Source organism: Variovorax sp. GW821-FHT10B04 (genome assembly GCF_059415645.1).
Genome location: NZ_JBWKNQ010000005.1, coordinates 228,111 through 240,612, shown reverse-complemented (window position 1 = coordinate 240,612; position 12,502 = coordinate 228,111). Strand labels below are relative to the sequence as shown.

The following is a 12,502-nucleotide window of genomic DNA, read 5'->3' as shown; positions in this document are numbered from 1 at the left end:
TCCGCGCCCACGACTGGCGGTTCCCGTCAGAACGTCTCAATAAGCCGCTTTTCAAGCGAGTTATGTCCTAATAGCCGGCGATGCCGGTGATGGAGTCCCATGGATCTGCGCAAGCTCAAGACACTGATCGACCTGGTGTCCGAATCGAACATTTCCGAACTGGAAATCACTGAAGCCGAAGGCAAGGTCCGCATCGTCAAGGCCGGCGAAGCGGCACCGGTCCAATATGTGCAGCAGGCGGCCACGCCCAGTGCCGTCGCAGCGCCCGTGGCTGCGGCTGCTCCTGTGCCTGCCGCGGCACCGGTCGCAACGGGCCACACGGTCAAGTCGCCCATGGTCGGCACCTTCTACCGCGCTTCGAGTCCGGGCGCACCGTCGTTCGTCGAGGTCGGCTCCCAGGTCAAGGAAGGCCAGACGATCTGCATCATCGAGGCGATGAAGATCCTCAACGAGATCGAAGCCGACAAGGCGGGCACGATCACCCAGATCCTCGGCGAAAACGGACAGGCGGTCGAATACGGTCAGCCGCTGTTCATCATCGAGTGACCATGTTCAAGAAGATCCTGATCGCCAATCGCGGTGAGATTGCCTTAAGAATCCAGCGGGCCTGCAGTGAACTCGGAATCAAGGCCGTGATGGTCTATTCCGAGGCAGACCGCGAGGCGAAATATGTCAAGCTCGCGCAGGAAGCCGTCTGCATCGGACCGGCCGCGTCGGCGCAGAGCTATCTCAGCATGCCTGCGATCATTTCGGCAGCCGAGGTGACCGATGCGGAAGCGATCCACCCCGGCTATGGTTTCCTGAGCGAAAACGCCAATTTCGCCGAGCGCGTCGAGCAGAGCGGTTTTCAGTTCATCGGCCCTTCGCCCGAGTCGATCCGCATCATGGGCGACAAGGTGTCGGCCAAGCAGGCGATGATCAAGGCGGGCGTGCCTTGCGTGCCAGGGTCGGAGGGTGAACTGTCCGACGATGCGGCCACCAACAAGCGGATCGCGCGTGCGATCGGTTATCCGGTGATCATCAAGGCGGCTGGCGGCGGTGGTGGACGTGGCATGCGCGTGGTCCATACCGAGGCGGCGTTGGTCAATGCGATCCAGATGACCAAGGCGGAAGCGGGCGCGGCCTTCAACAATCCGGCCGTCTACATGGAGAAATTTCTCCAGAACCCGCGGCACATCGAGATCCAGATTCTTGCCGACAAGCACAAGAACGCCGTCTATCTGGGCGAGCGCGACTGCTCGATGCAGCGTCGCCACCAGAAGGTGATCGAGGAATCGCCCGCCCCTGGCGTTCCTCGCAAGCTGATCGAGAAGATCGGCGAGCGTTGTGCAGCGGCTTGCAAGAAGATCGGCTATCGCGGCGCCGGCACCTTCGAATTCCTCTACGAGAACGGCGAGTTCTACTTCATCGAGATGAACACCCGCGTGCAGGTGGAGCATCCCGTGACGGAGTTCACGACCGGCATCGACATCGTGAAGACGCAGATCATGGTGGCCGCTGGCGAAAAGCTGCCGTTCACCCAGCGCCAGATCGAGATGCGGGGCCATTCGATCGAGTGCCGCATCAACGCCGAGGATCCGTACAAGTTCACGCCATCGCCTGGACGCATCACGATGTGGCATCCGCCGGGCGGACCGGGCGTGCGCGTCGATTCTCACGTCTACACGAACTACTTCGTGCCGCCGAACTACGACTCGATGATCGGCAAGATCATCGTGCATGGCGACACGCGCGAGCAAGCGCTGGCGCGCATGCGCACGGCGCTGAACGAGACTGTGATCGAAGGCATCCAGACGAACATCCCGTTGCACCGCGAACTGATGGTCGATGCCAGCTTCATGGCTGGCGGCACCAACATCCACTATCTCGAAGAGTGGCTGCTCGCGCACAAGCGATGAACGAACCGGGGGCGACGCGCGGATCGCGTGGCCCTGCCAGCTGCCCGTTGAAGGGGCCGCGTTCGAGGCCCGGCGTGACCGCCGGTGCCTTGGTGTTCCTGATGAAGGGTTGCTGCCATGTTTGAACTTCGCCTCATGGCGCCCGAGGACCGCGTCGAGACGGTGAGCGATGCGTTGGACGCGCTCGATGCGCTGAGTGTCTCGGTGGAAGACGCCGACGCGCAGACCGATGCCGAGCAGGCGCTGTTTGGCGAGCCCGGCATGCCGCCGCCCAAGGAGGGTTGGCAGCGCTCCCGCGTGATTGCCCTGTTCCAGACCGAGTTGCTGGCGCGCGAAGCGGCCGCCTTGCTGTCGGCGCAGGATTTCTTTGCGGATTGCCAACTGATCGGTGTGGCCGAGGTGGCCGAGCAGGACTGGGTGCGGCTCACGCAGTCGCAGTTCGCGCCGGTCGAGATCACGCCTGAATTCTGGATCGTGCCGACCTGGCACGAGCCGCCCGCGCAAGCGCGTGAGGTGATCCGGCTGGACCCGGGTTTGGCTTTCGGCACCGGCACGCATCCGACAACGCGCATGTGCCTGCGCTGGATCGCCACACGGCAGCGCACGACGTTGGGTCGTGTGCTCGACTACGGCTGCGGTTCGGGCATCCTGGCGATCGGTGCGGCGAAGTTCGGCGCAGCGGGCATCGATGCCGTCGACATCGACGAAGCGGCGGTCGAGTCGACCAGGCTCAATGCGCAGGCCAACAACGTCGCACTGAATGCAGGTCTTCCCGAGGCTGCCGAAGGCCGCTACGACACGGTGCTGGCCAATATCCTGGCGACGCCGCTCAAGGTGCTGGCGCCGCTGCTGTGCGAGCGCGTGGCGCCCGGCGGCTCGCTCGTGCTTGCGGGAATCCTCGCGCGGCAGGCGGATGAGTTGAAGGCGGCCTACGCACCCCATGCCACGCTGGAAGTGAGCGACAGCGAAGATGGCTGGATCCTGATGACGGCGCGGCTGTAGCCGGCAGTCGGCATCGAGGCATTTTCTTGACGATCGCCGCATCATGAGCCTCGCCACCCGCTGTCCTGCGTGCAGCACCACGTTCAAGGTGGTGCCTGATCAGTTGCGCATTTCGGATGGCTGGGTGCGTTGCGGTCGCTGCAGCCGGGTGTTCGATGCGAACGATCACATGGTGGACCCATCGCATCCCGTTCCTGTGGTCGAGGCGCATGCTGCCGGTGAAGATGCGCATGCTGCTGGGAGCGGCGTGCCCAATGCCGAATCGGTCATCGCATCGCCAGGAGACGAGGTGCCGCTGGACGATGATCTGCCCTGGATCTCCACGTCGGCGGCCAATACGTCTTGGGAACAGCTTCCGTCGCTGGAACTGGGTGGCAAAAGTGAGGAAAGGGTCGATCCTTTCTGGTCGTCTTCCGACCTCGATGCCACGCGGCCCGAGCCGCCTGCTGCCGAAATCATCGGCGGTCCCATTCCTTTGACCTCTCTGGGAGAGGGCGCCGCTCGGCACGGCCAGGATGGCCTGGCCGGCGAGAAGATTGCGCCCTTCATCGTCAGGACACCCAGCGAGCCGGCCGGCCCGGCCAGGGACGGCGCACGGCTCGAGCGTCGATCGCACGAATCCGATTTCTCTTTTCTTGGCGATGCCGATCCCCAAATGGACCGCCGCCGCAGCATGTGGCGGCGCGTCGCGCTCATTGTCCTGGCGCTGGTCGCCTTGCTCGTGCTGGTCTCACAGGTGCTTGCCCAGACGCACGACGTGCTCGTGGCGCGCCAGCCGGCGCTTCGTCCGGCGATGCTTGCCTGGTGCCGTTTCGCTGGTTGCACGGTGTCGCCGCTGCGCAATATCGACGATATCGCGATCGACGGTTCGACTTTCGTGCGGCAGAAGACCGACGATGGCTATCTGCTGAGCTTCACCCTGCGCAATCAGTCTGCGATGCCGCTGGCCATGCCCGCTGTCGAGATTTCCCTGCTCGACACGCAGGAGCGTCCGGTTCTGCGGCGTGTGTTGCGCCCGGCCGATTTCGGCGCGCCAATGGTGCTGAGCGCCCATGGTGAGCATTCCACCGTGCTGCCGTTGGCGATCGCTCCGTCGCAGGCCGAGGCGTTGCAGCCGCTCATTGCCGGCTATCACCTCGACGCGTTCTATCCCTGAGCGCCCCTTACGTTTTTCCAACCCAACGATTCATTCCATGGCAGCAGTGATTTGCGGTTCCCTCGCGTTCGACACGATCATGACTTTCGACGGCCGTTTCGCCGATCAGATACTTCCCGATCAGTTGCATATCCTCAATGTGTCCTTCCTGGTTCCGGCCATGCGGCGCGACTTCGGCGGTTGTGCGGGCAACATCGCGTACAGCCTCAACGCGCTCGGAGGCAAGGCGTTGCCGATGGCGACCGTTGGCAGCGACGGCGTCGACTACATCGCGCGCTTGCAGAGCCTGGGCATCGGCACCGAGTTCGTCCGTGAACTGACGGACACATACACGGCGCAGTGCTTCATCACGACCGACATGGCCAACAACCAGATCACGGCCTTCCATCCGGGAGCGATGCAGCAGGCGCATGTCACACGCATCGAAGCGCGCAGCGACATCAAGCTGGGCATCATTTCGCCTGATGGACGCGATGCAATGCTGCAGCATGCGGAGCAGTTCAAGCTGGCTGGCATCCCGTTCGTATTCGATCCGGGCCAGGGCTTGCCGATGTTCAATGGTGATGAACTCGCTCGCTTCATCGAGCAGTCGGACTGGGTCACGGTCAACGACTATGAGGGAAAGATGCTCAGCGATCGCACGGGCTGGAGCAGTGCCGATATTTCACGCCGCGTGAAGGGCCTGGTGGTCACGTTGGGCGCCGACGGCTGCGAGGTGTGGGTGGGTGGCGAATGCACGAAGGTGCCTCCTGTCACACCGACTGCGATCGTCGATCCGACCGGTTGTGGTGACGCGTGGCGCGGTGCGCTGCTGTTCGGCCTCGAGCTGGGATGGCCACTCGCTCAATGCGCTGCATTGGGTAACCGCATCGGCGCGCTGAAGATCGCCGCGCGCGGGCCGCAGAACTACCAGATCGATCGCGCAGCGCTGGCTCTGTAGTCCTGCGCGCGGTCGCGCATGAAAAAAGCCCGGCGCCTTTCGGTGCCGGGCTTTTTGCCGTCAAGGCGTCGTGAACGCTCAGGGCTTGCTTGCCGTCGGGAACGGCCAGGCAGCTTGCGGGTTCAAGGTCGTCTGTGCCGCAGGGGCAGGGGCGACGGGCGCCTTCGCAGGTGCTTTGGCAGCCTTCTTGGCAGCAGGTGCCTTGGCGGGAGCCTTCTTTGCAACAGCCTTCTTGGCGACGACCTTCTTCGCCGGTGCCTTGGCAGGAGCCTTCTTGGCGACGACCTTCTTGGCCGGTGCCTTCACTGCGACGGCCTTCTTCGCCGGAGCCTTCTTGGCCGCGACGGCCTTCTTTGCCGGAGCCTTCTTGGCTGCGACGACCTTCTTCGCCGGAGCCTTCTTGGCCGCAACGACCTTCTTCGCCGGAGCCTTCTTGGCTGGAGCCTTCTTGGCTGCAACCTTCTTGGCGACGACCTTCTTCGCCGGCGCCTTCTTGGCGACGACCTTCTTTGCTACGACTTTCTTGGCCGCGACTTTCTTCGCCGGCGCTTTCTTTGCAGTTGCCATTTCTTTCTCCTTGATCAAGTTGAAAAATCAACCTCTTGAAGCACTCCATGCACGCTTGTGAGCATGGAGCGATTCATGGCGTTGGATATCAAGCTCCAGCGCCATGAACACCTAAGCCCTCTGCCAGCCACACTCTCTGGTGCGTCGTTGGCGAGGGCAATTCCTGAATTCATTGATTGTTATGGATTTCGATCAATCCCAGGAGAGCGCTCCACCCGACTGGTACTCGATCACGCGGGTTTCGAAGAAATTCCGCTCTTTTTTCAGGTCAATCATTTCGCTCATCCAGGGGAACGGGTTTTCCTCGTTCGGGAAGAGCGTATCGAGGCCGATCTGTTGCGCGCGCCGATTGGCGATGTAGCGCAGATAGCCCTTGAACATGGAGGCGTTCATGCCGAGCACACCGCGCGGCATGGTGTCTTCGGCGTACTGGTATTCGAGCTCGACGGCCTTCATGAAAAGGCCCTTGATCTCCGCCTTGAATTCGGAAGTCCAGAGATGCGGATTTTCCAGTTTGAGCTGATTGATCAGGTCGATGCCAAAGTTGCAGTGCATCGACTCGTCGCGAAGGATGTACTGATACTGCTCCGCAGCGCCGGTCATCTTGTTCTGGCGGCCCAGTGCGAGGATCTGCGTAAAGCCGACGTAGAAGAACAGGCCTTCCATCAGGCACGCGAACACGATCAGCGACTTGAGCAGCGTCTGGTCTGTCTCGTGCGTGCCGGTCTTGAAGTTCGGGTCGCTGATCGCTTCGATGAAGGGGATCAGGAACTCGTCCTTGTTGCGGATCGACGGCACCTCGTTGTATGCGTTGAAGATCTCGCTTTCGTCCAGGCCGAGCGATTCGACGATGTACTGGTAGGCGTGTGTATGGATCGCTTCTTCGAAAGCCTGGCGCAGCAGGAACTGCCGGCATTCAGGCGCCGTGATGTGGCGATAGGTGCCCAGCACGATGTTGTTTGCGGCCAGCGAGTCGGCCGTCACGAAGAAGCCGAGATTGCGCTTGACGATGCGGCGCTCGTCTTCCGTCAGGCCGTTCGGGTCCTTCCACAACGCGATGTCGCGCGTCATGTTCACCTCTTGCGGCATCCAGTGGTTGGCGCAGGTGGCGAGGTACTTTTCCCAGGCCCACTTGTACTTGAACGGCACCAGCTGGTTGACGTCGGTCTGGCCGTTGATGATGCGCTTGTCGGCAGCGTTCACGCGGTGCGCGACAGCCGGCGTTGCCGGAGTCTGCGGGCGTGCTGCGGGCGCTGTTTGCGAAGTCGGGACTTCCATCGGGCGAGCCAACGACGCGCCGCTTTGCGATGAATGATGCAATCCTTGTTGCATGTCCTTTGGCAAGGATGGTTTGACTTCTTCGTCCCAGGTCAACATAGAAAAATCCAATGCTCAAATTATGTGAGCAACGATGTGAGTTGCAAAGTGCAGCTCATCACCGCGCCCGAATTATCTCGTGCTTATCCATGCTTATGTTGCTCGCGAGCATCGCCTTGTGTCAGGCGATGCCGCGAATCAGCATCGCATCAACGTCCCGTCACTGGCAGGCTTCGCATGTCGGGTCATCGACACCGCAGAAAGCGATATCGGTGGCAGGCATGGCGCTCATCTGAGCCTGCGCTGCAAGCGCCGCAGCTTCGAGGGCGCTCATGCCCGACGCCGCGGCCGTCGATGCATTGGCACCGCCCGATGACACGGCATTGAGACGCCCTGACTGCACCGTCGACTTCTCGGCGTGCGTCGCGCTTTGCGTGCGCAGGTAGTAGGTCGTCTTCAGGCCGCGCAGCCAGGCCAGCTTGTAGGTGTCGTCGAGCTTCTTGCCTGAAGCGCCGGCCATGTAGATGTTCAGCGACTGTGCCTGGTCGATCCACTTCTGGCGGCGTGCGGCGGCCTCGACCAGCCACGTGGTCGGAACCTCGAATGCCGTGGCGTAGAGCGCCTTCACATCCTGCGGCACGCGGTCGATCGGGCGCAGCGAGCCGTCGAAGTGCTTCAGGTCCATGACCATCACGTCGTCCCACAGGCCCAGGCGCTTCAGGTCGCGCACCAGGTAGTGGTTGATCACGGTGAACTCGCCCGACAGGTTCGACTTGACCGACAGGTTGCCGAAGCAGGGTTCGATCGAGGCGTCGACGCCGATGATGTTCGAGATGGTTGCGGTCGGTGCGATGGCCACGCAGTTGGAGTTGCGCATGCCGTCGGCCTTGATCTTCTGGCGCAGCGTGTCCCAGTCGAGCGTCGACGAGCGGTCGACCTCGACGTAGCCGCCGCGGGCCTTCTCGAGCAGGTCGAGCGAGTCGATCGGCAGGATGCCCTTGTCCCACAGCGAGCCCTTGTAGCTCGAGTACTTGCCGCGTTCCTTCGCGAGGTCGGTCGATGCCCAGTAGGCGTGGTAGCAGATCGCTTCCATCGATTCGTCGGCGAACTGCACGGCTTCCTGCGAAGCGTACGGGATGCGCAGTTCGTACAGCGCGTCCTGGAAGCCCATCAGGCCCAGGCCGACCGGGCGGTGGCGCAGGTTCGAGTCGCGCGCCTTCTTCACGGCGTAGTAGTTGATGTCGATCACGTTGTCGAGCATGCGCATCGCGGTCGAGATCGTCTTCTTCAGCTTGACCTGGTCGACCTTGCCGTCCTTCAGATGCTGCAGCAGGTTCACGGAGCCGAGGTTGCAGACCGCGGTTTCCGTATCGCTGGTGTTCAGCGTGATCTCGGTGCAGAGGTTCGACGAGTGCACGACGCCGGCGTGCTGCTGCGGCGAGCGCACGTTGCAGGCATCCTTGAACGTGATCCAGGGATGGCCGGTCTCGAACAGCATCGTGAGCATCTTGCGCCACAGGTCGGACGCCTGGAGCGTGCGGCTCGGCTTGATCTCGCCACGCGCCGCCTTCTCTTCATACGCCACGTAGGCACGCTCGAAGTCGGCGCCGAACAGGTCGTGCAGGTCGGGAACGTTGGAGGGCGAGAACAGCGTCCAGGTGCCCTTTTCCATCACGCGGCGCATGAACAGATCGGGGATCCAGTTGGCGGTGTTCATGTCATGCGTGCGGCGGCGATCGTCGCCGGTGTTCTTGCGCAGTTCCAGGAACTCCTCGATGTCGAGGTGCCAGGTTTCGAGGTACGTGCAGACGGCGCCCTTGCGCTTGCCGCCCTGGTTCACCGCCACGGCCGTGTCGTTGACGACCTTCAGGAAAGGCACCACGCCTTGCGATTCGCCGTTCGTGCCCTTGATGTGCGAGCCCAGTGCGCGCACGCGGGTCCAGTCGTTGCCCAGGCCGCCCGCGAACTTCGAGAGCAGCGCGTTTTCCTTGATCGACTCGTAGATGCCGTCGAGGTCGTCGGGCACGGTCGTCAGGTAGCAGCTCGACAGTTGCGAGCGCAGCGTGCCGGCGTTGAACAGCGTCGGGGTCGACGACATGAAGTCGAAGGACGACAGCACTTCGTAGAACTCGATGGCACGTGCTTCGCGGTCGATCTCGTTCAGCGACAGGCCCATGGCCACACGCATGAAGAAGGCTTGCGGCAGTTCGATGCGCGTCTTGCGCACGTGCAGGAAGTAGCGGTCGTACAGCGTCTGCAGACCGAGGTAGTCGAACTGGTTGTCGCGCTCGGCCTTCAGTGCGGCGCCCAGGCGCGGCAGGTCGAACTGCAGCAGCTTCTCGTCGAGCAGGTCGTTGTCGACGCCCTTCTTGATGAACTGCGGGAAGTAGTCGACGTAGGCTTGCGAACGCTCCGCGGGCATCACTTCGCGGCCGATGATTTCCTTGAAGATCGTGTGCAGCAGCAGGCGTGCGGTCGCGAAGGTGTAGTCGGGGTCCTTCTCGATCAACGTGCGGGCGGCCAGGATCGAGGCCTTGTAGACCTCGTCGAGCGGCACGCCGTCGTACAGGTTGCGCATCGTCTCGGCCTGGATCGGCGCCGCGGTGATGCTGTCGCCGAGACCGGTGCAAGCGGACTCGATCAGGCCCTTGAGCTCGTTCACGTCGAGCGCGACGCGCTCGCCACGGTCCAGCACGTGCAGTGCAGGCGCGGCTGGCGTCTCCTGCGTTTCCTGCTTGGCGCGTTCTTGCGCGCGGCGATCACGGTAGAGCACATAGGCGCGAGCGATGTCGTGGTGGCCGCCGCGCATCAGGCCGAGTTCGACTTGGTCCTGCACGTCCTCGATGTGGAAGGTGCCGCCGCCCGGGCGCGAGCGCACCATCGCGCGCACGACGGCCTGCGTCAGCGTGTCGACGGTTTCGCGCACGCTGGCGGAGGCGGCGCCCTGCGTGCCGTGCACGGCCAGGAAGGCCTTCATCATCGCGATGGCGATCTTGTTCGGTTCGAAGGGAACGACAGCGCCATTGCGGCGAATGATCTGATAGTTTGCGAGCGCATTGGCGCCCGGCGTGCCTGCGGTGTCGCGCGACGGTGCAGAGGTCTGCGTGGGGGCGGCGCGCGTGGCGGAAGGAGTGTGGAGAGCAGTTTGCATTCGGTCGGTCCTCGATGGAATTCTGGGGGACGGCGGTGCCATGTCGGCAGTCGCACCGGCGTTGAGTGCCGGGGAGCGCACACTATATCTAGGGCCTGAGGGGGTCGCAAGCCACTATATGTAGCGTTTTATGTCAATTTCAAGCGCATGTACCAGGCCTCAGCCCGCTGCCGTCCGTGGCAATGCCGCGTGACCGCTGGCTTGACGAGCTAGATCCACCGGCTGGTGCGGCCTTCCGCCGCTTTTTCGCCGGAAAGCCGCATGGATGCTCAGGTTCTTCTTCTCGGGCCGGCCAGCTTGAGGTCTTTGAGCCGATCCATCGCTTGTCAGCAGGCGATTGAAAAAATCTCAGAGCGGAGGTCGATCGAGGGGGAACTCGACGCCGGACGAGGCCAATCCGCGCTGCAACCGGGGCCAGTCGAAGCCGGCGCCGGGATCATGCTTACGACCCGGCGCGATGTGCTCGTGCCCGGCCACGAAGCGGATCGGATAGTGCTTGGCAAGTGCTGTGCACAGTGGCACCAGTGCCTCGTATTGCCGTGTCTCGAAGCTCTCGCCTTCGAGGCCCTCGAGCTCGATGCCGATGGAGTCGTCGTTGCAGTTCGTGCGCCCCCGCCACGAAGAAGCCCCGGCATGCCAGGCGCGTGCATCGCAGCTCACGAACTGCAGGAGTTCGCCGTCGCGCCGCAAATAGAAATGTGCCGAGACTTCAATGCCTCGGATCGCGCTGAAATAGGGGTGCGCATCCCAGTCGAGCTGGTTGGTGAACAGGCGCTGGACCTCGTCACCACCATAGTGTCCGGGCGGCAGGCTGATCGAGTGCACCACGATCAGGTCGATCGACGCCGCCGCAGGCCGCGGTCCGAAGTTCGGTGACGGCAATGCGCGGGCCGGCCTGTACCAGCCGTCGTGCCACAGCGACCCGCCCGTGGTGGACTCAGTCATCACCGCCACCCGCAGCGTTTTCATCGCCATTCGGCGTCGCAATGTTCAATCGCGCGATGCGGTAGCGGATCTGGCGCAAGCTCAATCCGAGCCGTGCGGCGGCCGCGGTGCGATTGAAGCCGCTTTCCGCCAGCGCCCGCACGAGCACATCGCGCTCTTGCCGATCGAGGTAGTCCTGCAGATCCGTGGGAATGGGCGGCAGCGAGACCGGTCTGGACATGCCGGCCGATGCGGCCGCAGCAGCCTCGGTCCGGTCGATGGCGGCGAGCGCTTGCGACTGAAATTCGGCCTGCGCAAGCGACAGGGATGAACCGGCGTCCGTGTCCATGCCGTCAAGGTGCAGCTCGTTGCCGTCGCTCAACGCGACTGCGCGGTGCAGCAGGTTTTCAAGCTCGCGCACGTTGCCTTGCAGAGGATGCACGGCCAGTCGATGGACCACGGCAGGAGAGAGCACCGGCGCCGTCATGCCGGCCTCCTGCGCGATGCGGACCAGCAACGCATCGCACAGCGCGGGCAGGTCTTCGCGCCGGTCGCGCAGGGCGGGCATCGCGATCTCGATCACGTTGAGCCGATAGAACAGATCCTGACGGAAGCGCCCGGCCTGGACTTCGATCTGCAGGTTCTTGTGTGTCGCGCTCACGATACGGACATCGGCCGCATCTTCCTGCGTCGAGCCGAGCGGACGCACGCTGCGTTCCTGGATCGCCCGCAGCAGTTTCGACTGCATCGCGAGCGGCAGGTCGCCGATTTCGTCGAGGAAAAGCGTGCCGCCGCGCGCGGCCTGGAAATACCCGTCGCGGTCCTGCGACGCACCGGTGTATGCGCCTTTGCGCGCACCGAAGAATTCCGCTTCGAGCAGGTTTTCAGGAATCGCACCGCAGTTCACGGCCACGAACGGGCCGTCACCGCGCTGGCTGCAGGCATGGATCGCACGTGCGACCAGCTCCTTGCCGGTGCCGGACTCGCCGCGCACCAGCACCGGCGCCATGCCGCGCGCCACCTTGACGATCCGCGATTTCACCAGTTGCATCGGTTCGGAGTCGCCGACCAGCCGATCGAGTGCAGCCTGGCCGGCGCCCCCCGCCATCGCAAGGCGGGCTGCGTCGGGCACTGTCGCTGCGGGCTTGGGCGCTTGCAGCGCCTGCACGGCCGACGCGACCACGGTACGAAACTGCTTGAGGTCGACCGGCTTCGTCAGGTAGTCGAAGGCACCGGCCTTCAGGGCCTCGACCGCGTTGTTGGCTGAACCATAGGCGGTCATCACCACGCAGCGCTCGCTTCGCTGGGTCTGCTGGATGTGCTGCAGGATCTCCATGCCGCGGCCGTCGGGCAGGCGCATGTCGGTGATGACGGCGTCGAACTGCCCGGCATCCAGATGCTGTCGCGCCTCGAGGATGCTGCCGGCCGCTTCGACGCGATAGCCCTCGCGCAACAGCGTCAGTTCATACAGGGTGCGAAGGTCGGGCTCGTCGTCCACCACGAGAATCTGCGCGGCGCGCACGGTGGATGGGTTCAAGGTGCTCACC

General features: G+C 63.3%; 10 protein-coding genes. 5 read left to right on the top strand and 5 right to left on the bottom strand.

The features are described from left to right. The first annotated feature begins 99 nt into the window (after nt 1-99). The 5 genes from accB (at nt 100) to AC07PZ_RS15065 (ending at nt 4,996) form a co-directional block, all read left to right on the top strand. Nucleotides 100-546 carry an acetyl-CoA carboxylase biotin carboxyl carrier protein gene (gene accB / locus AC07PZ_RS15085; protein WP_495295913.1) on the top strand — a complete coding sequence of 149 codons (447 nt, stop codon included), beginning with the start codon at nt 100-102 and terminating at the stop codon, nt 544-546. 2 nt (nt 547-548) lie between these two features. Then, nucleotides 549-1,898: an acetyl-CoA carboxylase biotin carboxylase subunit gene (accC, locus tag AC07PZ_RS15080; RefSeq protein WP_495295912.1), complete on the top strand. Its 1,350-nt coding sequence runs from the start codon at nt 549-551 to the stop codon at nt 1,896-1,898. 117 nt (nt 1,899-2,015) lie between these two features. Then, nucleotides 2,016-2,900 carry a 50S ribosomal protein L11 methyltransferase gene (gene prmA, locus AC07PZ_RS15075; protein WP_495295911.1) on the top strand — a complete coding sequence of 295 codons (885 nt, stop codon included), beginning with the start codon at nt 2,016-2,018 and terminating at the stop codon, nt 2,898-2,900. Nucleotides 2,901-2,943: 43 nt separating this feature from the next. Beyond that, the gene (locus tag AC07PZ_RS15070) at nt 2,944-4,056 is read left to right on the top strand and encodes a zinc-ribbon and DUF3426 domain-containing protein (RefSeq protein ID WP_495295910.1); all 1,113 of its coding nucleotides are present in this window, start codon (nt 2,944-2,946) and stop codon (nt 4,054-4,056) included. Nucleotides 4,057-4,093: 37 nt separating this feature from the next. Beyond that, nucleotides 4,094-4,996 (top strand): carbohydrate kinase family protein, encoded by a 903-nt coding sequence (locus AC07PZ_RS15065; protein ID WP_495296126.1) that lies wholly within the window; start codon nt 4,094-4,096, stop codon nt 4,994-4,996. A 78-nt stretch (nt 4,997-5,074) separates the two neighbouring features. On the opposite strand, the gene AC07PZ_RS15060 is transcribed toward AC07PZ_RS15065, so the two are convergent. The 5 genes from AC07PZ_RS15060 to AC07PZ_RS15040 all read right to left on the bottom strand — a co-directional run bounded on the left by AC07PZ_RS15060 (nt 5,075) and on the right by AC07PZ_RS15040 (nt 12,501). Beyond that, on the bottom strand, nt 5,075-5,563 hold the full coding sequence (locus tag AC07PZ_RS15060) for a histone H1-like DNA-binding protein (protein WP_495296125.1): 489 nt from the start codon (nt 5,561-5,563) through the stop codon (nt 5,075-5,077). Nucleotides 5,564-5,755: 192 nt separating this feature from the next. Further along, entirely contained in the window at nt 5,756-6,940 is a 1,185-nt protein-coding gene (locus tag AC07PZ_RS15055; protein ID WP_495295909.1) for a ribonucleotide-diphosphate reductase subunit beta, read from the bottom strand. A 160-nt stretch (nt 6,941-7,100) separates the two neighbouring features. Beyond that, a complete protein-coding gene (locus AC07PZ_RS15050) occupies nt 7,101-10,031 on the bottom strand; it encodes a ribonucleoside-diphosphate reductase subunit alpha (RefSeq protein ID WP_495295908.1) in 2,931 nt (976 codons plus the stop codon). Nucleotides 10,032-10,379: 348 nt separating this feature from the next. Next, nucleotides 10,380-11,000 carry a 1,6-anhydro-N-acetylmuramyl-L-alanine amidase AmpD gene (gene ampD, locus AC07PZ_RS15045; RefSeq protein WP_495295907.1) on the bottom strand — a complete coding sequence of 207 codons (621 nt, stop codon included), beginning with the start codon at nt 10,998-11,000 and terminating at the stop codon, nt 10,380-10,382. Continuing rightward, nucleotides 10,969-12,501, bottom strand: coding sequence for a sigma-54-dependent transcriptional regulator (locus tag AC07PZ_RS15040; protein WP_495295906.1), 1,533 nt, complete (start codon nt 12,499-12,501; stop codon nt 10,969-10,971). The genes ampD and AC07PZ_RS15040 overlap by 32 nt, the downstream gene beginning before the upstream one ends. Between the last annotated feature and the right edge of the window lies 1 nt (nt 12,502).

Bases quoted from the DNA above. Each gene is read 5' to 3' on its own strand.
- accB (WP_495295913.1), top strand. From the start codon at position 100: ATGGATCTGCGCAAGCTCAAGACACTGATCGACCTGGTGTCCGAATCG.
- accC (WP_495295912.1), top strand. From the start codon at position 549: ATGTTCAAGAAGATCCTGATCGCCAATCGCGGTGAGATTGCCTTAAGA.
- prmA (WP_495295911.1), top strand. From the start codon at position 2,016: ATGTTTGAACTTCGCCTCATGGCGCCCGAGGACCGCGTCGAGACGGTG.
- AC07PZ_RS15070 (WP_495295910.1), top strand. From the start codon at position 2,944: ATGAGCCTCGCCACCCGCTGTCCTGCGTGCAGCACCACGTTCAAGGTG.
- AC07PZ_RS15065 (WP_495296126.1), top strand. From the start codon at position 4,094: ATGGCAGCAGTGATTTGCGGTTCCCTCGCGTTCGACACGATCATGACT.
- AC07PZ_RS15060 (WP_495296125.1), bottom strand. From the start codon at position 5,563: ATGGCAACTGCAAAGAAAGCGCCGGCGAAGAAAGTCGCGGCCAAGAAA.
- AC07PZ_RS15055 (WP_495295909.1), bottom strand. From the start codon at position 6,940: ATGTTGACCTGGGACGAAGAAGTCAAACCATCCTTGCCAAAGGACATG.
- AC07PZ_RS15050 (WP_495295908.1), bottom strand. From the start codon at position 10,031: ATGCAAACTGCTCTCCACACTCCTTCCGCCACGCGCGCCGCCCCCACG.
- ampD (WP_495295907.1), bottom strand. From the start codon at position 11,000: ATGAAAACGCTGCGGGTGGCGGTGATGACTGAGTCCACCACGGGCGGG.